Source organism: Arthrobacter sp. CDRTa11 (assembly GCF_026427775.1).
Taxonomy (GTDB): domain Bacteria; phylum Actinomycetota; class Actinomycetes; order Actinomycetales; family Micrococcaceae; genus Arthrobacter.
Map to the genome: position 1 here is coordinate 1,112,718 of NZ_CP044532.1, position 22,533 is coordinate 1,135,250.

Below are 22,533 nucleotides of genomic sequence, written 5' to 3' on the forward strand. Positions count from 1 at the left end.
CTATTTGGATGGACGGGGTGCTGACCGTGGGCTCAGGCCGATAAAGGCACCCAACTCTTCCAGGGCCCGGGGCCGCGCCGGCATGTAGTTGGTGAGCTCAGGGGAGCGGACAATCACGGCACGCCACTGGGCCCGGGAGATGGCGACGTTAATGCGGTTCCTGTTCAGTAGGAACTCAGCCCCGCGGGGAGCTTCTGCCACGGCCGAGCATGCCATGGACACCAACACCACCGGCGCCTGCTGTCCCTGGAATTTGTCCACCGTGCCTACCCGGACGCCGCCCAGGCCGGCCTGCTCCAACGTGTGCCGGATCAGCTGGACCTGGGCGTTGTAGGCGGCCACCACCAGGACGTCTTCCGGGCTGAGCGGCCGGATGGGCGTGTCCGCGCCGGGAACCCATTTCAGTCCAATATGCCGCTGGGCCTGCCGGACAACCTCCGCCGCCTCTTCAGGAGAGCACGTGGTGTTTCCGGTGTGGTCCACCAACACCGTCTCCACCCCCGGAGGCAGTTCGGCGAGCCGGCGGGAGGAGGCGGCCGGAGCAGATTCAAGCTTGCCGTCGTAACTCAGGAGCGACACGGACCGGCACAGCTCCGGGTGCATCCGCCAGCTGTCCGCCAGGAAGTACCCCAACTCCTCGGGCAGCGTGGGGTTTCCGGCAGCGAGCCAGCCCAGGGCCGACTCATCCACCGGCTCCGGGTGCGAACCCTGCGTGACCTGGGGAAGCTGCTGCGGATCGCCCAGGAGGAGGAGCCGCTTGGCAGACCGGGCCACCGCAAGGGTATTGGCCAGCGAGAACTGGCCCGCCTCATCAATCACCAGCAGATCCAGCGCGCCGGCAGGGACAGATTTTCCCGTCATGGTCCACGCCGTGCCGCCCACCAGGCAGCCGCCCGGGGAGTCCAGCAGCGCGGCAACGTCGTCGTCGGATGTGCGGTGCCACAGGACGTCGTGGGGGGTGGACAGCTTCTTGGCCACGCGGCCGGGGTTGACTCCTGCCGTTTCGATCGCGGTGCACAGCATGTTCTCCACCACGGCGTGGGACTGGCCTACCACTCCGATCTTCCAGCCGGCCTCCACCAGGCGGGCAATCACGTGCGAGCCCACGTACGTTTTGCCGGTGCCCGGAGGGCCCTGCACGGCAAGGTAGGAGTGGTCCAGGTCCATCAGCGAGGTGGTAATTGCCGTTGCGTAATCGGCCGCGCCGTGAGCATCGGGCCCGACGGCGGCGGGCCCCGGGAGAGAACGGAACCTGGGCGGGAGCTTCCGCAGGATGTCCAGCCCCGGATGGTCCGGCAAAACTGGCACCGACGTCCCTACTGCCTGGGCCAGCTCGGCCAGGGCGGCCTCGATGCTGGCCGTACGCAGTGGCTGGTCCTCGGTCAGGGCAACGGGGATATGAGGGTACGCGGGGACCTTGCCTGTCTCCTTCTCCTCGATGGTGATGATGGTCCGGCCAGGGATGACCGGATGGTCCTGCACGTCGGTGACCAGGGTTCCGAAAGTGTATCCCCGGGCTGTGGTGCTGCCTTGGGGTTCGTCCATTCCGTCAGGGAGAGGGGCCTCGTACAACCGGCACCAGGTGCTTCCGGGCTTGAAATCCGAACCTTCACTCATGGTCCCGGTCAGTTTCAGGGTGCGGGTCTGCATCCGAGCCCTCGGCCCGGACAACGTCCAGTCCCTGAGCACCTCGGCTGTATCCACCACAAACACGTTGCGGTGATCGGACCAGCGATCAATCTCGGATTCGGTGCGGTCAAAGTGTTCCCACCAAAACTGCTTCCGCTCCCGCCGGTGATACCCGGTGGCCGCGGCTACCATGGCGATGGCCTGCTCATCCCGGGTCCAGGGCCTGTTGTCCGGCAGCAACGCCAGGTAGTCCCGGAGGCGCATCTCCTCGGGAGTTGGTTCCGCTTCGACGATCGATACCGCCTCGGCAACCGCAGGCGGCAGCGGCACTGTTGGGCCGCCGTCGGGCTTTCCGGCAGGGCTTAGCGCGGCAGGGCTTAGCCCGGCAGTGATCGGTCCGGCAGCGGGAGTGGTGGAGCGACCGTTATGGGAGGAACGCAGTCCCAGGAGCCAGTCGCGGAGCCTCAGGGTGGAAAGGCAGTCGTACTCGTTGTAGTCGGAGATGGAGGCAAGGATCTCGGCTGCCTTGGCGGCGTCGCCGTCTTCCCTGGCCGCGGAATAGCCGGCGTATGCCACCACGGAGGCGCCGGCGTCCTTGACGTCACCGGACCGCAGATGGTCCCCCATGTAGAGGGGCTCGAGTTTCTTGATGGAATAGGACCGCTCCGAGATGCGCAGCGAATGCCGGGCCGTGGCGTACAGATCCACCAGGACCCCTTCCCGGAGCCAGTTGTCCACGGTGTCCTCACCGGCCAGGTGGGTAACCGACAGGTTCCGGAGCGCTGACTTCTCATAGGCGGCATAGTGGTAGACGTGCATGTCCGGGTACCTGCGCCTGCGCTCTTCCACGTAGTCCAGAAAGTCCAGGAAGGCCTGCCGTTCCTCGGAGCGGGAGTGCGCCCAGAACGGACGGAACACGGGCTTGCGGCTCTCAATGGCAGAGGCAGACGGGTCAGCGGCGGAATCGGGCGCCTCGATCACCCCGAACAGGTACTCCAGCCCCCATCTGCCGGTGGCGGGATCCTGCCAGAGGGGATCGCCCTCGAAGTCGAAGAAGATGTCACCGGGGCTGGGCGCCGGGATGGAGGCCAGGGCGTTCTCCGGAAGTACCTTGAACGCGACGGTGTGTTCCTCGCCGTCCTTCACGAACGTCCGTGAGCCGTCTGGAGTGTCGCGGCCAAGCTGCATCCGGGCCTGGTCGCGCAGCCGGACCACGGAACCTGTGGCCTGGGCGGAAGGAAGGTCTGCCAGTTCATCGATGGTGGTGATGCCGTCGGCGATGAGTTTCTTGCGCCGGGAGGAGCTCATGCCGCCTACCATCAGGAGGTCGCGGTGGGACTGGACCTGCTCCGCGCAGTAGTTGCAGCGCCCGCAGCAGGTGATGTCCTTCTGCAGCCACTGGACCGGTGAATCCCCGTCACGGTGCGAGCCCGTGAGGGTGCGGAAGCGGTCGCGGCGCTCGCGGAAAACAGGCAGGAGGTCGGTGAGCGAATGCACGCTGCGGACGTAATCGCCGTCCACCACCGCGCCCAACACCAGGGTGACTTTGGGTGACGGTTCAAGCCCCATCCCGATCAGTTGGTCACCATACGCGGCAAGCTGGAGGAGCGCGCCCGCCTTTGCGTGCCTGGCCAGCTTGGTATCCCAGACTTCGTAGCGCCCCGGGTTTCCGGTTCCGGCGGCCTCATTGACGATGAAGTCCGCGTACCCCAGGAATTCTCCATCGAAGAACGTGGCCTGGAAGACGACGTCGGCCCCGGCCCGGAGAGCAAGTTCCGTTTCCGCCTGCTTGGCCAGGAGGTCCGCGCGCGCGTTCTGGCCGCGGTGGATGGAATAAACGCCGGAACCTCGGTTGGCGTCCCATTCCCCGTACTGGTCGATAAGGCCGGCCAGCACCTTGGCCTCGTGTTCGTCGCCGAGGGCACCGGCACGCCGCTGCATTTCGTCGTCGGGAAACACAGCCTTGGGAGAGCGTCCCAGTTTCTCGTCCAGGATCCGGAGCGTGCGGTACTCGCACTCGCTGGCGGCCACGAGGTCGCTCGCGGAGAACACCAGATCGGCCGGCCCGCCCGTGCCGGGATCAGTGTTGCCGGCCTTAGCGCTGGCAGGAGCCACGCTGGCAGGATCGATGCTGGCAGAATCGAGCAGGAACAAGGGGGCCTCCCCATTGACGGCTGGCCGGGGGATGGTTCCCTTGGCCTTGTCTTGAATCTAGCAAGAGGGGCTGACAATAACTGCTGCCGGCTTTGTGCTCCCGGACTGAGGCGCCCGCCCGTATAGGGCCCGGATTCGACGCGCTAGTTCTGCGCCGCCCTCACCTGCGCCTTGTCATGCTCCGCATGCGCGCTCCGGAGCAGGTTCATAAACTCGGTCTCGTTGCGGATGAGCCGCTTGTACTTCTCGGGGAGCTTGCGGATCTGGTCCTCTTCCCAGCACATCCTGGCGAAGATCTTGTCCCGCTCGGCCATGTTCGTTTCGTAGTTGAGGTCCAGGTATTCGTTGGCGTGACGCTTGGCGCCGGATACTGCGTTCTTGGCCTTGCCCTTGGGGCTGAAGACGGACGCCAGGACGGTGACAACCAGGACGCCGAGGATCACCGCAAGAGAGGTCTCCGTGCTGACCTCCACCACATTGACATGCTGGCCGTCGTTGATGAAGGGCAGGTTGTTTTCGTGCAGCGCGTGCAGGATGAGCTTCACCCCAATGAAGCCCAGAATGGTGGCGAGGCCGTACGAGAGGAAGATGAGGCGGTCCAGGAGGCCGTCGATCAGGAAGAACAGCTGGCGGAGGCCCAGCAGTGAGAACACTGTGGCGGTGAAGACGATGTACACGTTCTGCGTCAGCCCGAAAATGGCCGGAATGGAGTCAAGCGCGAACAGGATGTCGGTGCCGCCAATGGCCAGCATCACCAGGAGCATGGGCGTGAGGACGCGTTTGCCGTTTTCAACGGTGAACAGCTTGTCGCCGTCGTAGTGCTCCGACGCCGGCAGGAAGCGCCTGGCGAGCCGGACCACCAGGCCCTCGGACTCGTCGTCGTGGCCGTCAGGCTTCAGCAGGTTGCCGGCGGTGATCAGCAGGATCAGGCCGAAAATGTAGAACACCCAGGCGAAGCTGTTGATCAGCGCCGCGCCCAGCAGGATGAAGGCGGTGCGGGCAATGAGGGAGAAGACGATGCCGAACAGCAGCACCTTTTGCTGGTCAGCACGCGGCACCCGGAAGCTGGCCATGATGATCAGGAAGACAAAGAGGTTGTCCACCGACAGGGCCTTCTCCGTGATGTAGCCCGCGAAGTACTCCGTGCCCAGGGTGGGGCCGCCGAGCCACAGCACCCCCAGGCCGAAAAGCAGTGCGATTCCCACATAGATGCCGGACCAGATGGCCGATTCCTGCAGGGAAGGGGTGTGGGCCTTCCGCACGTGAAAGAAGAAGTCGAAGGCGAGCAGCCCAATGATGCCCACAACTGTCAGGGTCCAAACGAAGGAAGATACTTCCATGGGCGGGCCTTTCGTAGCGACTGGCTTGGTAAGGCGGTCCCAGAATGGTCCTTGGGGGGCCTTCGGTGCTTACTCCAAGCCTACCCGCGGCCCACCAAGGTCCTTGCAATCGAGTCAGTTCTGCCGCAGGAGCTTCTTCTTCGCGACGGCCTTGAGCGACAACGTTTTATAGCCCTCCTGCTCGAACAGCACGGTAATCACGTCGGCCTCGGAACGCATCACCAGCCCGGGCCCCCATTTCTTGTGGGTCACGGACGACTGCACCGGGAACGGCACAGTATCGGCCGCTGTATCAACCCCGGAACCGGAGGCCGGTTCCCGGTCCCGCTCCCCGTCCCGGCCCAGGTCCACGGGCGAAGCCTGGCAGCTGTCGCAGTTGCCGCACGCCTCGGGGAGGTCTTCGCCGAAGTAGCCCAGCAGGAACTGGCGCCGGCAGCCGCTGGTCTCGGCGTAGCCGCGCATCATGGTGATCCGTGACTGGTCAACGCGCTGCCGGGCTTCGGCCAGTTCGACGGCGTCCCGCACCATCGTGGGCAGCGTGGCCTTGGACGTGAGCCGGACACCTCGCTTGCCGGTCTTGAGGGCGCCCGCATCCTGGAGCTGGTTCAGCAGTGCCGTGACCCGCCGTGTGGGGAATCCCGTGATTTCGGCGAGGGACGTCCTGGGCACCGGCCCGTCTGCAGCGCGCAGGATTTTGAGCAGGGCCAGCAGGGACTCCTCGTCCGGCACCTGGGCGGCAAAGAATTTCCGCAGGCCCAGGTCCTCCGTGCGGTAATGCAGGACGGCGGAGGCCGGCCGTCCGTCCCGGCCGCAGCGGCCAATCTCCTGGTAGTAGGCGTCCAGCGATTCCGGGATGTCCGCGTGGATCACAAAGCGGACATTGGGCTTGTCGATCCCCATCCCAAAGGCCGTGGTGGCCACCACCATGTCAAGTTCATCGTTCATGAACTGTTGGTGGATGGCCTCGCGGTCTGCCGCGGTGCGGCCCGAATGATAGGCCTGCGCCCGGACCCCGTTCTTGGCCAGTTTCGCGGCGTACTTCTCGGTGTCCTTGCGGGTTGCGGCATACAGGAGGCCGTGCTGCCCTCCGGCTTCCCTGACCAGTTCGCTTGCCTGTTCCACTACCGTGCGGCGCTTGCCCTTGTCCTCATGGTGCCGGAGCACGGCCAGGCTGATGTTGGGCCGGTCGAAGCCGTGGACCAGGACAAGCGGATCCGTCATGCCGAGCCGTTGGATGATCTCCTCCCGCACCGGGGGAGAGGCGGTGGCGGTGAGCGCGGCAACCGGGGGATTGCCCAGGCGCTCGCGGACGCTGCCAAGGCCAAGGTAGTCGGGCCGAAAATCGTGACCCCAGGCGGAGACGCAATGCGCCTCGTCCACCACAAAAAGCGCTATGTCCAGGGATGCCAGCCGTTCCACGGTTTCCTGCTTGGCCAGCTGCTCCGGAGCCAGGAACACCATGGCCGCCGTGCCCGCCTCCACTGCCTGCCACGCTTCGTCCACCTCCGTTTCACTGCGGGAGGAGTTGATGGCGACGGCGGCATCCGGGCCCAGCGCTTCCTCCAGGCCGTCCAGCTGATCCTCCTGCAGGGCAATAAGCGGTGAAACCACGACGGCGGGGCGCCCCGCCTGCCGGTGCAGGTGCACCGCAGCTACTTGATAGATGGCTGACTTCCCGTAGCCGGTGGGCATCACCGCCAGGACATCCCGGCCGCGGGCCAGCGCTTCCATGCCGGCCAGTTGGCCGTGTTGGAGGTGTGTTAGGGAAAAAGCGGAAGCCGCAAGTGTGCTGAGCGCGGCGGACAGGGCAGGGTTCTCGGACATCTGGACAAGCTCCGGAAAATGGTTCCTGCGGCCGCTTGCTTCAGCCGTGGTGACAAGCCTAGCGCGGGTGGCCACCCGCCGTCGCTCTTTGGCATCCCGGCATCCTCCTTGACTTCCACCGCCGGCTGAACAACTGTGGAAAGTGAGCGTTCCTGGCAGCGAAACCGGGTGTTCTGCGGGAACCGTCAGTGAGGCAAGGAGAGTGCACGGTGACGCGCAAGAATCCGCGGGTTGAAGAGGCCGACGAGTCAAAGCTGGAAGTCAAGGGCCACCCGAAAACGTGGGCTGCCGGCATTCCCGGCGTTTATCACTCCATGAAACCCGCCCTCGAACATATGGGGCCGGACCGGACCCGGAAAACCCTCCTGGCACTGAACCAGAAGGACGGCTTCGACTGCATGAGCTGCGCCTGGCCCGATCCGGGGCACCGCAAGACGTTCGAATTTTGCGAGAACGGCGCCAAGGCGGTCACCTGGGAAGCCACACCGGTGGTGATCGGCTCTGAATTCTGGGCCGAACATCCTGTCAGCGAGCTGCGGGAGAGGTCGGAGTACTGGCTGGGGATGCAGGGCCGCCTCACGGAACCGGTGTACAAGGCGGCGGGGGAGGACCATTACCGTCCCGTCAGCTGGGACCAGGCGTTCACCATCGTCGCGGACAAGCTGAACGGCCTGGCCAGCCCCGATGAGGCCACGTTCTACACCAGCGGCCGGACCTCCAACGAGGCCGCGTTCCTGTACCAGCTCTTCGTCCGGGGATACGGCACCAACAACTTGCCGGACTGTTCCAACATGTGCCACGAATCCTCAGGCTGGGCGATGGGCCAGACCATCGGCATCGGCAAGGCCACCATCTCCTATGACGATTTCGCCAAGGCGGACCTGATCATCATCATGGGCCAGAACCCCGGCACGAACCACCCGCGGATGCTGACCGCCCTGGAAGAGGCCAAGGAGGCCGGTGCCAGCATTGTGGCGGTGAATCCGCTGCCGGAGGCCGGGCTGATGCGGTACAAGAACCCGCAAAAGGTCAAGGGCATCGTGGGCCGGGGGACCGACCTCGCCGACCAGTTCATGCAGGTCCGGATCGGCGGGGACATGGCTTTGCTGCAGGCAGTCTCCAAGCGGGTGCTCGAGGCCGAGGCCAGGAACCCCGGCACCGTGCTGGACCACCAGTTCCTGGCCGAACACTGCCAGGGGCTGGCCGAACTCCAGGCCCACCTTGCAGACCTGGACGAGGCCGCCGTCCTGGAGGCCACCGGGCTGCGCGTGGAGGAGATTGACGAACTGGCGGACCGTTACCTCAAGGCCGAGAAGGTGATCATCACCTGGGCCATGGGCATCACGCAGCACAAAAAGGGCGTTGCCACCATCAAGGAGATCATCAACCTGCTGCTGCTTCGCGGAAACATGGGCAAGCCCGGTGCCGGCGCCTCGCCCATCCGCGGGCACAGCAACGTCCAGGGAGACCGCACCATGGGCATCTGGGAGCAGATGCCGCCGGCGTTCCTGGACGCGCTGGACAGGGAGTTCAGCTTTGACGCGCCCCGCACGCACGGCGCCGATTCTGTGGAAACCATCCGGAAAATGCGCGACGGCGGGATCAAGGTTTTCGTCGGGCTGGGCGGCAACCTGATGGGCGCCATTTCAGACACGCAGACGGCCTGGGCAGCCATGGAAAACACGGAGCTGTCCGTCCAGATTTCCACCAAGCTCAACCGCTCCCACACCGTGACCGGGGCAGAGGCCATGATCCTGCCCACGCTGGGCCGGACCGAAATCGACCTGCAGGAATCGGGGCCGCAGTTCGTGTCCGTCGAGGACACCGTCTGCGCGGTCCACCCCTCGCACGGAACCGTCAAGCCGGTGGCACCGGGGCTGCTGTCCGAGGTGGCAATCGTCAGCAGGCTGGCCCACGGGGTGCTGGGTGATTCCATCCAGGCTGACTGGGACGGGTTCGAAAAGAACTATGACCTGATCCGTGACCACATTTCCCATGTGGTGAACGGCTGCGAGGACTACAACCGGAAGATCCGCCAGGAGGGCGGCTTTGTCCTGCCGAACGGGCCCAGGGATTCCCGCACGTTCAACACCCCCACGGGAAAGGCAATGCTCACGGTCAACCAGCTCGAGCATGTGGAGCGGCCGCCGGGCACCCTGATCCTGCAGAGCATGCGCTCCCATGACCAGTTCAACACCACCATCTACGGCCACAACGACAGGTACCGCGGCATCAAAAAAGGCCGCGACGTGGTGTTTGTCAGCCCGCAGGACCTGGCTGAACTGGGGCTCACCGACGGCCAGCACGTGGACATCCACGGGGTGCACCACGACAATTTGGAGCGGGTGCTGCGGAACTTCCGGGTGGTTTCGTACCCCACCGCCACTGGGTGTGCTGCCGCGTACTATCCGGAGGCCAACGTCCTGGTCCCGCTGGACAGTGTTGCCGAAGGTAGCCAGACGCCGGTGTCCAAGGCCGTCATCGTGAGGCTGGAGCCGGTGGAATAGACCCTCTGGCGCGTGCTGGCAGACCAGCGTAGCGTCGGTTCGGGGACGATGCATTGCTGTGGCCGGAGGGCAGCCCAAGTGAAGGCCACGGCACCCAGTTAAATGCTTGTTGGAGGAGCCGGGATGGCTGGATGGAATGCCGATACTGCGGCAGGGCCCCTGGGGGCCGGGACGGTTACTTTGGTGGAGGGATCGTCCTTTTGTATTTCCTTACCGAATGGGGATATCGAATCCGAGCATCCGCACGGCGTTTTTGTGCAGGACAGCCGGATCCTTTCGGGCTGGCGCCTCACCATCAACGGGCACGAGATTGAACCCCTGGTGGCGGAGGCCAAGGAACCGTTCCGCGCGCTGTTGGTAGGCAGGGTCATCCGCACGGACGGCTACGCGGACAGCCCGCTGATTGTGGAACGGCTGCGCGAGGTGGGCGCGGGCATCCAGGAACTGCTCACTGTCCGCAATTATTCGCCCGCCCCGGCAGAATGCCTGATCTCACTGACGGTTGAGGCGGATTTCGCTGATCTCTTTGAGGTGAAGGAGGCCCGGATCCATCGCCACTGGGAAGAAACCCGGGAGGTGGACGGGGACACGTTAATCCTCCGGTCCCTCTGGCAGGGTGTCCGGAAGGGCATCCGCGTCCAGGCTCCGGGCGCAAACTTCACGGAGGAGGCATTGACCTACCGCGTGTCCATCGCCGCCCACGCGCAATGGAGCACCATCCTCACTGTAGTTCCCACCGGCGATACGCCCAGTCCGCCGCCGCCATCGTTCGTTCACCCTGACGAGGAGGGATTGTCCCCGCGCGACGTCCGCCGGCAGGAATGGGTGGCCAAGATTCCCGTGCTGCACATGGGCAACCGGTCCATCGAACGGACGCTGCGGCGCAGCTACGACGATCTGGGCGCCCTGCGCATCGAGGATCCCAATCATCCGGAGCGTGTGGTGGTGGCCGCCGGCGCACCCTGGTTCATGACGCTCTTTGGCCGGGACTCGTTGTTGGCCTCGGAAATGGCGCTGCCGGTGGATCCCTCCCTTGCCCTGGGCACGTTGCAGACGCTGGCGGACAGGCAAGGCACGGTGGTGGATCCGATGAGCGAGGAGGAACCGGGCAAAATCCTGCACGAGGTCAGGCTCGACGTCTCCAGCGGGCTGTCGCTGGGCGGAAAGTCCGTCTACTACGGCAGCGTGGACGCCACCCCGCTGTTTGTGGTGGTGCTTGGCTCCGCAAGCCGCTACGGATTCTTCGCAGAAACCATCTCCGCTTTGATGCCCCATGCGGACCGGGCGCTGGACTGGATCAGCGAATACGGGGACAAGGACGGGGACGGGTTCGTGGAGTACCAGCGGCTCAACCCCCGGGGGCTCATTAACCAGGGCTGGAAGGACTCCTGGGACGGCATCAACTTCGCCGACGGGAGCATGGCCGAGGGCTCGATCGCGCTCTGCGAGGTGCAGGGCTACGTTTACGCGGCCTACACAGGGCGTGCCTGGATGGCCTACGACGCCGGCGACACAGCCACGGCCACCCGCTACGCTGACAAGGCGGCGCAGCTCAAGAAGCAGTTCAACGAGCAGTTCTGGATGCCGGACCGCGGGTACTACGCGGTGGCCTTGGACGGCCGGAAGCGGCAGGTGGACGCGTGCGCATCCAACATGGGCCACTGCCTGGTGTATGGCCTCGTCGACGAGGACAAGGCGCCGCAAGTAGTGGAGCACCTGATGTCTCCAGAAATGTTCAGCGGCTGGGGCGTACGCACCCTGGCAAGCAACATGGGTGCCTACAACCCGGCCAGCTACCACAACGGCTCCGTCTGGCCGCATGACAATGCGCTGATCGCCAGCGGCCTGCTGCGGTACGGGTTCATCGCCGAAGCGCAGCGCATTTCCACTGCCCTGCTGGAAGCTGCCGAGTACTCCGGCGGCCGGCTGCCTGAGCTGTTTTGCGGCTTCAGCCGGGACCAGATCGCCGAACCGGTGCCGTATCCCACAGCCTGCTCGCCCCAGGCCTGGGCGGCCACCACACCCATTCGCCTGGTGACCAGCCTGATGCGGTACGACACCCACGTTTCCCTCGGCGGCGTATGGGTGGATCCTGTCCTGCCGGAATCGTATGGCGACCTGCACATCAGCAACGCACCCCTGGCTGGTGGCCGGATCACCATTGACATCTCCAACTCAAAGCCGTCTGTCCAGGGCCTTCCGGAAGGGTTGGAACTGCGCCAGGGACGGCGGCCCTATTTGACGCAGCTGGTGGAGGAAGCGGGGCTTGACCGTGACGCGAACCGCAGCTGGATGGCATCCGGACGGAGCGGCTCGCCCTAGAGTAAACCCATGCCAATTGTTCGAGAGGGACTTCCAGAAGACATGCCCGGCCTGGCTGCACTGCGCGCAACGTGGGCCGCCGAGCAGGACCCGGCTGCCGCGGAGGATCCGGATTTCGAGGCGGCCTTCCGTGACTGGGCGGACGCCAACCCCCGCAAGGTGTTCGTGGCTGAGCAGGATGGCGAGCTCGTCGGCATGCTGAACCTGATGATCTTCCAGCGGATGCCCAAACCGAGGAAGGAAGCCTCGTGCTGGGTTTACCTCGGCAATGTTTATGTGCTGCCGCAGCACCGGAACGCCGGCATCGGACGCCGCCTGGTGGAAGCGTCCGTCGCCTTCGCGCAAAGCATCGGAGCGGCACGGATGGTCCTGTCACCCTCCGCCGACTCCCGCAGCTTCTACTCGCGCTTAGGCTTCCAGCCGGCCGAAGAACTGGACATTCGAAAGTTCTGACAGCCTAACGGCGCACGCAAAAGGGTCAGGCTAGCGGTGCAGGCCAACACAGCGTCAACCGCCGGTTGACACTGTCAACTACTGCGCCGTGTCCGCCCAGCCCTTGCTGGCCGGACCGCCGTCGGCCCCGTCCCCGCAGAGCTGGAACGCGACGTCGGCAGCTTTGGAGACCGCAGCGGCGGAAGACGCTGTGGACCCGGCACTGCCTGTTCCCGCCTCAAGGCCGGCGGCGTAGCCAACCATAAACGTGGTCACCGGAGCAGCCGCGTGAATCACGGAGGCCGCGGATTTCCTGGCGAGCTCCAGGAGCAGATCCTGATCCACCTCTAGGTCCAGGATCTGCAGCGCCTGGGCCAGCCGCTGGCTCCACTCGTCCAGGATGCGCAGTTCGTCGTTGTCGGCTGCCATGTTCCCTCCTCGCTAGCCCGGTCCGGACTGACCGGTGCCCAAGACACTACAAGCCTTTGCGGACTAAGTCACCGGCCTGCCCGTGGGTGCGCATGGAAATCTGGCAAGGAAATAAGGGCAGCCGCGGTGAGGTTAGGCTGAAGAGACGCAGATTCCGAGGAGATCCACATGAGTGATATCACTATCCGCCACAACCCGGACCGGGAGCGCTTTGAAGTGCTGGACGCCGGCAACGTGATTGGCAAGGCCGCGTACAAAGAGTACGACGGCGGCGCCTCACCGCAGCGGATTTTCTATCACACCGTGATCAACGAGGAATACGGCGGCCAGGGCCTGGCAGGCAAGCTCGCCACCGTGGCCCTGGATGAAACCGTCGCGGCAGGCATCGCCATTGTGCCGGTGTGCCCCTTCATCAAGAAGTTCCTCACTAAGCATCCTGAGTACTCCGCCAACACCGCTGCTACAACACCGGCGCACCCGGAGTTCCTGAACGAGCCTTCTCCCCGTGCCCGGGCGTAACCACCTGCGGGCGGTAGCGTCTTCCCTTCGGGCCAGCGACGGGAAAGGCTCCCCGGGCTTCATGAACTCGTGAATCCGGAACCACGTGCACCAGACTGTTTCCGTGAGCAACAAACCCCGGACCGGCCTGGCGGTGGCAGGCCTTAGCCTGGGCACAGCGCTGAACCCGCTGAACTCGTCCATGATTGCCGTGGCACTGGTGGTGCTGCGCGCAGATTTTGGCCTCGACGTCGCCACCGTGACCTGGGTGATCACGTCCTTCTACCTCAGCTCGGCAGCAGGCCAGCCGCTGATGGGCAGGCTCGCGGACAGATTCGGGCCGCGCCGGATGTTCATGTTTGGCATGGGCATGGTGGCGGTAACCTGTGCGGTTGCCCCGTTCTCGCCCAACTTCGCCCTGCTGTGCGTGGCCCGGGCGTTGATGGCCCTCGGCACAGCCACGGCGTATCCCAGCGCAATGGCGATGGTGGGTGCCATCGCCAAACGGGCCAAGGTTGAATCAGCCCGGCCGCTGGGCCGGATCCAGATGGCCAACACCTCCGCGGCAGCGGTAGGCCCGGTGATCGGCGGCCTCCTGGTGGGCTTTGTGGGGTGGGAAGCGTTGTTCATCATCAACGTCCCGCTGGCCCTCGCCGCACTCCTCATCGTGAAGCAGGTGGCCCCCGCAGATGGTGAGCGTGAACGCGGAAGCGTTGCCGAGCTGGTGCGGGATTCGGACATCCCGGGCATCCTGGGCTTTGTCACGTCGCTGCTGCTGGCGATGATGGCCCTGCTGGATGCGGTTCCAGGCTACCGCTGGTGGATGCTGGGCGCCGGGACGGTGATTGCTGCACTGTTTGTCTGGCGCGAGTTCCGGTTCAGCACGCCCTTCCTGGACCTGCGGCTCCTCGGCCGGAACCGGCCGCTGGTGCTGGTGTACCTTGGCTTCGCAGTGTTCAACAGCGTCTACTACTTTGTGTTCTTCGGACTGCCCCAGCTCCTGCAGGAATCAGGCGGGTACGACCCCGGCCTGGTGGGACTGCTGATGCTGCCGCTGGCCACCATGTCCTTCCTTGCCACGCCCTGGGCGGTGCGTTCCATGGCGAGGTTCAGTGTGCGGCGGGTGCTTATTACCGGCGTCGTCCTTCTGATGGCAGTGGCTGCCCTGATGTGGCTTTTCACCGGCTCACTGGCTATTCCGCTGGTCGCGGCACTGACAGCGCTAATGGGTGTTCCGTACGCAATGGTCAGCATTGCGTTCAACCAGGGAATGTTTATCTCCACCCGCCCCCAGGAGCGGGGCGTTGCGGCGGGGATCTTCCAGACCTGCCGCTACGTTGGGGCCATCACCGCCACGGTGCTGATTGGTGTCTTCGCGGCCGGCGGCGTGGACGGTGCAAGCTGGGGCCAGATGGTGCTTGCCATGCTGGTGCTCTGCGTGCCGGTGTTCGTGGTGACGCTGCTGTGGCGGGAGCGGACCGACTAGCTCGCTGTCAAGGCTCGGCGGCTCCGGCCGCCTTTTCGGCGTAACGATCTTGCGGTTACCGGCTTTCACGGTCCACTTACCTTGAAACCCTTGCCTAAAGCGCCGGGGCGCTCTACTGTTCAAAACATTGTGAGCGCTAACATCGCTCGACCTGCCAAGACGAGGTTAGTGGGACATCCCGCTAGTGCACTCGGGCGGGAGTCAAACACAGAGGAGTGTTCATGACACCGAGCGGTACCTGGCTACGGATGGCGTCAACCATTGCGGCCTTCTGCATTGCCTCCACACTGGTAATCGCCCCGGCGCAACCGGCGCTCGCTGTCACCCCCGAGGACGAAGCGGCCGTGCAGGCAGCCGCGGGAGCCCTCGCGGTCACCAACATCGGCGACGTCCGGGGAAACCTGACCTTGCCTACCACCGGCCCGCAGGAGACAACCATCGCCTGGGCTTCGGAGGACAGTGCGGTGGTGGACCCGAGCGGCATCGTTCACCGCCCCGCAACTGGCCAGCCAACTGACCAGGTCACGCTGACGGCGCTGATCACCAAGAACGACGCCGTGACCACCAAGGCGTTCACCGCCGTCGTTCCTGCCCTCCCGGAGACGCCGAAGTTCGAGGCGTACATGTTCCCCTACTTCACCGGCGACTCCATCGCGGGCGAGAAGATCTATTTCGGTGCCAGCAACGGCAATGACGCACGCAACTGGCTCACCCTCAACGGCGGCCAGCCGGTGAAGGCCTCCACGATGGGCACCAAGGGACTGCGCGATCCGTTCATCGTCCGCTCCCCGGAGGGCGACAAGTTCTACATGATCGCCACCGATCTTTCGATCGGCAGCGGCACCACCTGGGATGCCTCGCAGCGCCAGGGCAGCCAGTACATGGAGATCTGGGAGTCCACCGACCTGGTCAACTGGTCCGAGCAGCGCCACGTGAAGGTGTCCCCGGACAACGCCGGCAACACCTGGGCTCCCGAGGCCTACTACGACCCCACGCTGGGCGAATATGTGGTGTTCTGGGCCTCCAAGCTCTACAACACCGCGGACCACAGCGAGGGCCAGCCCAACCAGATGCTGTACGCCACCACCCGCGACTTCGTCACGTTCACCCCCGCCAAGGTATGGCAGAACACCGGCAAGTCCAGGATCGACAGCACGGTAATTGGCGAGAACGGCGTTTACCACCGGTTCACCAAGGACGAAGCCCAGTCCACCGGCTGCCTGGACATCATGCAGGAGCACTCCACCAGCCTGACCGCCGTCACCACCGTCACCTCGGCCACCTCCGATACCTGGAAGCTTGACGCCACCTGCATCGGCAAGGGCGCCGGAACCGCTGCCGTCGAAGGCCCCACAGTGTTCAAGGCCAACGACGGCGACGTCAACGGCCCCGGCTACTACCTCTTCGTTGACGAGTTCGGCGGACGCAAGTACATCCCGCTGTTCTCCAAGACCCTGCAGAACGCCAGCTGGTCCGTTCCCACCGGCTACTCCCTGCCGTCCCCGGCCCCGCGCCACGGCACCATCATGCCCATCACCGCGGCAGAGCAGCGCGCCCTCATGGGTGCCTACCTGCCCGCCGCCAACGCCGTTGCCCCCGTCAAAATCTCCACCGTGGTGGGCACTCCTGCCGCCCTGCCCCGGACAGCAACGGTGACCTTCGCCGACAACAGCACCAGGGACCTCGCGGTGTCCTGGAACGCTCCGGCCCCCGCGGACTACTACACCCGCGAAGGCACCGTCACAGTGACCGGCGCGGTCACCGGAACCGACCTGACGGCCACCGCCACGGTTTCGGTCATCCCGGCCGGCAGCGACACCCTGCTGCACTACGACTTCTCGAAGACCACCGGCACAGTGGTGCCCGACTCGTCTCCCTGGGGCCGTGACGGTGCCATCAAGGGCACCGGTGCAACGGTGGCAGGGGACGTCCTCACTCTGCCGGGCGGCGCTGCCGGCAGCAGCGCCGGCTACGTCCAGCTGCCCACCGGAACGTTCGACGGCCAGAACACGCTGACTGTCTCGGCGTGGCTCAAGAACGAGACTGCCTCAGGGAACTACGCCGCCATGTTCTTCGGCGGACCCAACAACCCGCCGAGCCAGTACTGGCTGCTAAATCCCCGAAACTCCCAGGGCAGGTTCAAATCCGTGATCACCAACGGGAACAGCACCTCCGCGCCATGGGGCACCGAAGCCGGCATCTCTCCCACCAACTCGGCCCAGGGCATTGCAGGTCCTCTGACGGACAATTCCTGGGGGCTCTACACCACCGTGATCGAGCCGAACCAGATCACCGGCTACTACAACGGCACCAAGATAGGCACCGTCGCCACCACCCGGAAGGTGAGTGATTTTGGCACCAGCCTGGTCTCCTACATCGGCCGGTCCTCCTACCCCGACCCGTTCTACAAGGGCGGGGTCAAGGACGTGCTGGTCCACAGCACGGCGAAAACAGCAGACCAGATCAAGGACTATTACTTCAAAACGGTGGACCCCGCCGTCGTCGACGCCGCCCTCCAGGCCGATGCCAATGCCATCAACCTGGGCGCCACGCAGGTGACGGGCAACCTCACCCTGCCCACCAGCGGCGCCAAGGGATCAGCCATCAGCTGGGCATCGTCAAACCCGGCGGTGATCTCCACCACGGGCGAGGTCAACCGTCCCAGCGGCGCCGACGTTCCGGTGACTCTCACCGCAACGCTGACCCTGGGCAACAGCACCATCACCCGGCAGTACCAGCTGACAGTGGTTGCGCAGAACGCACAGGCGGTTGCCCCGGCAGCGCCGGCCGCACCGTCGCTGACAGCCGACGGCAGCTCACTGACCGCTTCCTGGGTCACCCCGGGCGACGGCGGCTCTGCCATCACCGGTTACACCGTGACCCTTTACACCTCGGCCGGCGCCGTCCACCGGACCGCCCAGGCGGACGCCTCCGCCACGTCCCACCGCTTCGCGGACCTGCCGGCCGGCAGCTACCAGGCTGCTGTGGTGGCCACGAATGCCGTGGGTGACTCCGCGGCGTCGCCGAAGTCGTCACCGGCCGTTGTGGGGACGCAACTGCTGGCGCGGTATGACTTCTCCTCGGTGGTGGGCACCTCGGTGGCTGACGCATCGGGCAACGGCAAAACCGCCACCATAGTGGGCAGCGGGGCTACGATTTCCGGCAAGGAGCTGACTCTGCCTGGCGGTTCTGCCGGCAGTGCGGCTGCGCACGTGAAGCTGCCCACCGGAATGTTTGACGGCCAGAACACGTTGAGCATCTCCGCGTGGCTGAAAAACGAGACGGGCTCGGGAAACTACGCCGCCATGTTCTTCGGCTCCGCCGCTTCGCCGCCGGCCCAGTACTGGCTGCTCAACCCCCGCAATCAGCAGGGCCTGTTCAAGTCAGTAATCACCGACGGCAACGAACCCTCAGCGCCGTGGGGGACCGAGGCCGGCATCTCGCCAACCACCGCGTCCAAGGGCATCCCCGGCCCGGCCACCGGTACCGAGTGGGGCCTGTACACCACCGTTATCAAGCCCGGTTCCATCACGGGGTACTACAACGGCACCAAGATCGGGACAGTACCCACCACCCGGACCGTGACGGACTTCGGTACCAACCTGGTGGCCTATGTCGGACGGTCCACCTACCCGGACAACTTCTACAAGGGCGGAGTGCGGGATGTGTCGGTGTTCAGCACCGCACTCTCCGACGCCGACGTGGCGAACGCCTACTACACCGGCGCAGGGGATCCGGCGGTGGCCAAGGCCGCCCTGGACGCCGACGCCGCCGCACTGAACCTGGGACCGGCCACCGTCAATGCGGACCTCACCCTGCCGCCGGCGGGGGCGAAGGGCTCCAGGATCACGTGGGCCAGTTCGGATCCGGCGCACCTGGACGGAACCGGCAAGGTCACCCGTCCGGCTACCGACGACGTGACGGTTACCCTGACCGCCACGCTCGAACTGGCCGGCCAGACCACCACGCGCTCCTTCACCTTCACCGTCCTGGCCAACACCCCGCAGAAGGACCTGTTGCTGGTGGCGGACACCTTCAACCCGGCCTTCCCGGTGGTCGCGGAGGACGTGACCCTGGCAGCCGCCGTCGGAAACGTTACTGTCTCCTGGCAGTCCTCGGACCCGGCGGTGCTCTCCACCGCCGGCAAAGTCAGCCGGCCCGCCGCCGAGACCACGCTCACGCTGACGGCGACGTTCGCCGCCAACGGCCTGACCGAGGTGCGCACGTACACGGTGAAGGTGTTGGCTGCGGACGGCGGGCGGATCGGCTCCTACATCCAGTCGGGGAATACCGACCGCACCGATGCCCTGCACCTCGCGTCCTCGCAAGGTACAGGCTCGGAAATCGCCGGCAACTACGCGGGCCTGAACAACGGCCGCCCGGTCCTCTACCCGACGATCGGTGCGGTCAAGTTTGGCTCGCCCGTAGTATTCCGGAAGGCGGACGGCTCCTTCGGCCTGGTGGCCACGGTGGACAGCAACTCGTCCTCGATCTACGTCTACGACTCGGCTGACCTGGTGACCTTCACCGGGGAGCGGCTGGTGGCGTTCAACTCCAGGAACCTGGCGGCGGCGTCGGTGGCGGTGAAGTACGACAACAGCATCGCTGCCTACCGCCTGACCTTTGTGTCCAAGACGGACGGCAAAACCTACCAGGTCAGTACCAAGGACTTCGCTGCGTTCACCGATCCGGTGGAGGTGCCGGCTGTCCCCGTGGTGGCCCAGGGTACGTTCCCCGCCGGCGCCCTGGAGCCGTCGTCCATCGGCGTCACAAAGGCCGAGTATGACAGGGTCTTTGCCAAGTACAGCCGTCCCTTCAACACCGGCGTTGCCCCGTTCAGTGATGTCACGCCCGACGGCGGCGGGCAGCTCACGCTGCCCACGACGTCGGAAGTGCGGTACAACAACGGCTCCACCACCACGATGGGTGTCCAGTGGAACGCGGCCGATATGGCCGCCGTCGAATCCGCCGTCGAATCCGGCAAGGCGGGGACCTACACCGTCAACGGAACGGTGCAGCGGCCCACTTACCCCGAGAAGCTCGTGGCCCAGCGGGCCGATCCGGACGTGATCCGCGGCGATGACGGGTACTACTACTTCACCGCCTCCTACCCGATGGTGGGCAGCGGCGATCCCGACGGCTACGACCGCGTGACCCTGCGCCGCGCCACCACCATTGCCGGACTGGGCACTGCACCAGAGGTCACCATCTGGGACGAGAACACCTCTGCGCTCAACAGGTACGTCTGGGCGCCCGAGCTGCACAAGGTGGGTGACAGCTGGTACATGTTCTTCACCGCCAGTGTGGACGGCAGCGTGTGGAGCATCCGGCCTGTGGTGCTGAAACTGGACGGCACGGACCTGATGGACCGGAGCAAGTGGCGCGAACTGGGCCGGATGAAGCCCGCCGCCGGCGACACGGAGGCATTCCGCGGCTTCTCGCTGGACATGACGTACTTCGAGAATGCCGGCAAGCATTACGTCGTCTGGGCCGAAAAGCCCGGTGCCTCCACGCTGCGGATGGCCACCATCGACCCCGCCGACCCCTCCCAGCTGACCAGCAAATCCATCCTGCTCTCCACGCCCACCATGGCGTGGGAGAAGAACGCCGGCCAGTCCGTGGACGAGGGCCCGGCCGTTATCAAGAAGGACGGGAAGGTGTTCATCACCTTCTCGGCGGCCACCGTGGACGCGGCCTACTGCGTCGGGCTGCTGTCCGCCGCCGAGGGCTCCGACCTGATGAACCCATCAGTCTGGACCAAGAACCCGTACCCGATCCTGCAGACCGCTGACGTTCCCGGCCAGGCCGGCCCGGGCCACAACTCCTTCACGGTGGACGAGTACGGCAACCCGGTGATCGTGTTCCACTCGCGGACCATTGGGGAAGTTTCCGGGCCGGGCGACCAGGGCGACGGCGGACTGTTCGATCCGGGCCGGCATGCGCGGGCGGCAACTGTTCACTTCGCGGCCGACGGCCAGCCGATCCTGAACATGGCTCCGGCCGAAGAGCTCGCGGACCAGTTCAAGAATGTGCAGGTCAAGGTTGTCGTGCCGGATTCAGCGGCGCCCGTGCTGACCGCCGGACTGAACCCTGCTGATCCCACCGGCAGCAACGGCTGGTACACCGGGGACGTTGCCCTGGTGGCTTCCGCCACCGACGATTCGGCCGTGACCATCGAATACAGGGTCGACGGCGGTGCCTGGCTGCCGTACTCGGCCGCCGTCGGCTTCGGCGAAGGCAGCTCCACTGTAGAGGTCCGGGCCACAGACGCGGCCGGACATCAGTCAGCGGTCACCACCCTTGACGTCCGGCGCGACGTGACGCCACCGCAGGTTTCGGCGGCGTTCGACGATCAGGGCGGCACCTCGCTTGGCCCTGTGGTGGTGACGCTGTCCGGCAGCGACGCCGCCGGAGGTTCAGGGCTGGCTGCCATAGAATATTCGCTCGACGGCGGTCCGTGGACCACGTACACGGCACTGTTCCCGGTTTCCGGGGCGGGCAGCCACGCCTTGGCCTACCGGGCCACTGACGGTGCAGGCAACGCCTCGGCGGACAAGACAGCGACGGTCACCATCGCCGCACCTGATACCACCGCGCCGGTGCTCACCGTGGCCGTCGCTCCCGACGCGCCGGACGGGTCCAACGGGTGGTGGAAGTCAACGGTAAGCGTTACGGCCTCGGCTTCGGATGACAGCGGGGTGGCGCCCCTGATCGAAGCCAGCCGCGACGGTGGCCTCACCTGGGACGTGTTCGCCCCCGTGCAGCTGAATGACTCAAGCCCGGCGCTGAAGGTCCGCGCCGTGGATGCGGCCGGCAATATGTCCGCAGTCGTGGACCGGGAGATCAGGATCGATACCGTGGTTCCCTCGGCGTCAGCGGTGGTGGACAGTGCGGCCCGCACGGTCGCCGTCAACGGTGCCGACGCGGATCCAGGTTCCGGTGTGGCCGGCCTCGAGTACCGGGTCAACAACGCTGAGCCGTGGACGTCGTCGGCCGGTGCCAGCACAACGGTGACGGTGGGTGACGGTGCCGCCACGGTGGAGTACCGGGCGGTGGACACGGCGGGCAATGTGAGCCCCGCCCAGTCCGCACTGGTGCCGGCGAAGGCGGCGCCCAAGGCGGCAGTGACCCTGACCTCCAGTGGCCAGCCATCCGCGGAGGGGTGGTACGCCAAGGACGTCAGCGTGGCGATCACCGCGCCTTCAGGGACGGCAGCCGAGTACCGCCTTGACGGCGGTGCCTGGCAGGCGGCGGCCCAGCCGTTCACCATTTCGGCGTCCGGCCCGCATACCGTTGACCACCGGCTGTTGACGGGCAGCGTGGTGATAGGCGGCTCGGCCGGCAGCGTGGCGGTGAAGATTGACAAGATCGTGCCGACGACGGCGGCCGTCACCTCTCCGGCCTCGGGCACCGGCACTCCGCGGAACCCGGTGACAGTGATGTTCTCGGCCCAGGATTCGCTGTCAGGCGTCGCCAGGATCGAATACCGGCTCAACCTCGGGGCGTGGACCACCATAGCGGCGGGCTCGCCGCTGACCATCGCCACCCGCGGCGACTACGTGGTCAGCTACCGGTCCTTCGACGAGGCCGGTAACGCAGACAGGATCCGCACCACATCGGTGAAGATCACGCCGGATGTGGCACCGTCGCTGAAGGCCAGCGCCGGAACGGTCAAGCCCGGCGGCTCGCTGACGTTCACGGTGGCCGGCTTCGACCGCTGGGACCAGGTTGTCCTCTCGGCCGGAGCCACCAACCTGGGCACCGTTTTCACCGATGTGAAGGGAACCGGAAAAGTCACCCTTCAGATTCCCGTGACTACTCCGTTGGGGTCGCTGACCATCAAGGCAACCGGGAGCGACGGGGAGCCGGTGGCAACAGTCAGCGTCACTGTGAAGAGGTGAGCGCAGGAGTG

Annotated in this window: 10 protein-coding genes; 6 read left to right on the forward strand and 4 right to left on the reverse strand. The window is 65.6% G+C overall.

Going from position 1 to position 22,533, the window contains the following annotated elements; translation table 11 throughout:
* From F8G81_RS05160 to F8G81_RS05170, 3 genes are all read right to left on the reverse strand, one after another.
* The gene (locus F8G81_RS05160) at positions 1-3,744 is read right to left on the reverse strand and encodes a TM0106 family RecB-like putative nuclease (RefSeq protein ID WP_267279129.1); all 3,744 of its coding nucleotides are present in this window, start codon (positions 3,742-3,744) and stop codon (positions 1-3) included.
* Positions 3,745-3,926: 182 nt separating this feature from the next.
* The gene (locus F8G81_RS05165) at positions 3,927-5,123 is read right to left on the reverse strand and encodes a TerC family protein (protein ID WP_267277937.1); all 1,197 of its coding nucleotides are present in this window, start codon (positions 5,121-5,123) and stop codon (positions 3,927-3,929) included.
* A 114-nt stretch (positions 5,124-5,237) separates the two neighbouring features.
* Positions 5,238-6,947 (reverse strand): RecQ family ATP-dependent DNA helicase, encoded by a 1,710-nt coding sequence (locus F8G81_RS05170; RefSeq protein WP_267277938.1) that lies wholly within the window; start codon positions 6,945-6,947, stop codon positions 5,238-5,240.
* A 209-nt stretch (positions 6,948-7,156) separates the two neighbouring features.
* Here F8G81_RS05170 and F8G81_RS05175 point away from each other — a divergent pair, with 209 nt between their 5' ends.
* From F8G81_RS05175 to F8G81_RS05185, 3 genes are all read left to right on the forward strand, one after another.
* A complete protein-coding gene (locus tag F8G81_RS05175; protein ID WP_267277939.1) occupies positions 7,157-9,454 on the forward strand; it encodes an FdhF/YdeP family oxidoreductase in 2,298 nt (765 codons plus the stop codon).
* A 123-nt stretch (positions 9,455-9,577) separates the two neighbouring features.
* Entirely contained in the window at positions 9,578-11,776 is a 2,199-nt protein-coding gene (locus F8G81_RS05180; RefSeq protein WP_267277940.1) for a glycogen debranching N-terminal domain-containing protein, read from the forward strand.
* Between the two features lie 9 nt (positions 11,777-11,785).
* The gene (locus F8G81_RS05185) at positions 11,786-12,229 is read left to right on the forward strand and encodes a GNAT family N-acetyltransferase (RefSeq protein ID WP_267277941.1); all 444 of its coding nucleotides are present in this window, start codon (positions 11,786-11,788) and stop codon (positions 12,227-12,229) included.
* A gap of 78 nt (positions 12,230-12,307) precedes the next feature.
* On the opposite strand, the gene F8G81_RS05190 is transcribed toward F8G81_RS05185, so the two are convergent.
* Positions 12,308-12,637, reverse strand: coding sequence for a DUF6457 domain-containing protein (locus F8G81_RS05190; RefSeq protein WP_267277942.1), 330 nt, complete (start codon positions 12,635-12,637; stop codon positions 12,308-12,310).
* Positions 12,638-12,805: 168 nt separating this feature from the next.
* On the opposite strand from F8G81_RS05190, the gene F8G81_RS05195 reads away from it, so the two are divergent.
* The 3 genes from F8G81_RS05195 (at position 12,806) to F8G81_RS05205 (ending at position 22,522) form a co-directional block, all read left to right on the forward strand.
* Positions 12,806-13,156 carry a GNAT family N-acetyltransferase gene (locus F8G81_RS05195; RefSeq protein WP_267277943.1) on the forward strand — a complete coding sequence of 117 codons (351 nt, stop codon included), beginning with the start codon at positions 12,806-12,808 and terminating at the stop codon, positions 13,154-13,156.
* Positions 13,157-13,259: 103 nt separating this feature from the next.
* A complete protein-coding gene (locus F8G81_RS05200) occupies positions 13,260-14,621 on the forward strand; it encodes an MFS transporter (protein ID WP_267277944.1) in 1,362 nt (453 codons plus the stop codon).
* Positions 14,622-14,842: 221 nt separating this feature from the next.
* Positions 14,843-22,522 carry an immunoglobulin-like domain-containing protein gene (locus F8G81_RS05205; RefSeq protein ID WP_267277945.1) on the forward strand — a complete coding sequence of 2,560 codons (7,680 nt, stop codon included), beginning with the start codon at positions 14,843-14,845 and terminating at the stop codon, positions 22,520-22,522.
* The last annotated feature ends 11 nt before the right edge of the window (positions 22,523-22,533 follow it).

What these genes read in the sequence shown, in the direction of transcription:
- F8G81_RS05165 (WP_267277937.1), bottom strand. Translation starts at nt 5,123, where the DNA reads ATGGAAGTATCTTCCTTCGTTTGGACCCTGACAGTTGTGGGCATCATT.
- F8G81_RS05170 (WP_267277938.1), bottom strand. Translation starts at nt 6,947, where the DNA reads ATGTCCGAGAACCCTGCCCTGTCCGCCGCGCTCAGCACACTTGCGGCT.
- F8G81_RS05180 (WP_267277940.1), top strand. Translation starts at nt 9,578, where the DNA reads ATGGCTGGATGGAATGCCGATACTGCGGCAGGGCCCCTGGGGGCCGGG.
- F8G81_RS05185 (WP_267277941.1), top strand. Translation starts at nt 11,786, where the DNA reads ATGCCAATTGTTCGAGAGGGACTTCCAGAAGACATGCCCGGCCTGGCT.
- F8G81_RS05190 (WP_267277942.1), bottom strand. Translation starts at nt 12,637, where the DNA reads ATGGCAGCCGACAACGACGAACTGCGCATCCTGGACGAGTGGAGCCAG.
- F8G81_RS05195 (WP_267277943.1), top strand. Translation starts at nt 12,806, where the DNA reads ATGAGTGATATCACTATCCGCCACAACCCGGACCGGGAGCGCTTTGAA.
- F8G81_RS05205 (WP_267277945.1), top strand. Translation starts at nt 14,843, where the DNA reads ATGACACCGAGCGGTACCTGGCTACGGATGGCGTCAACCATTGCGGCC.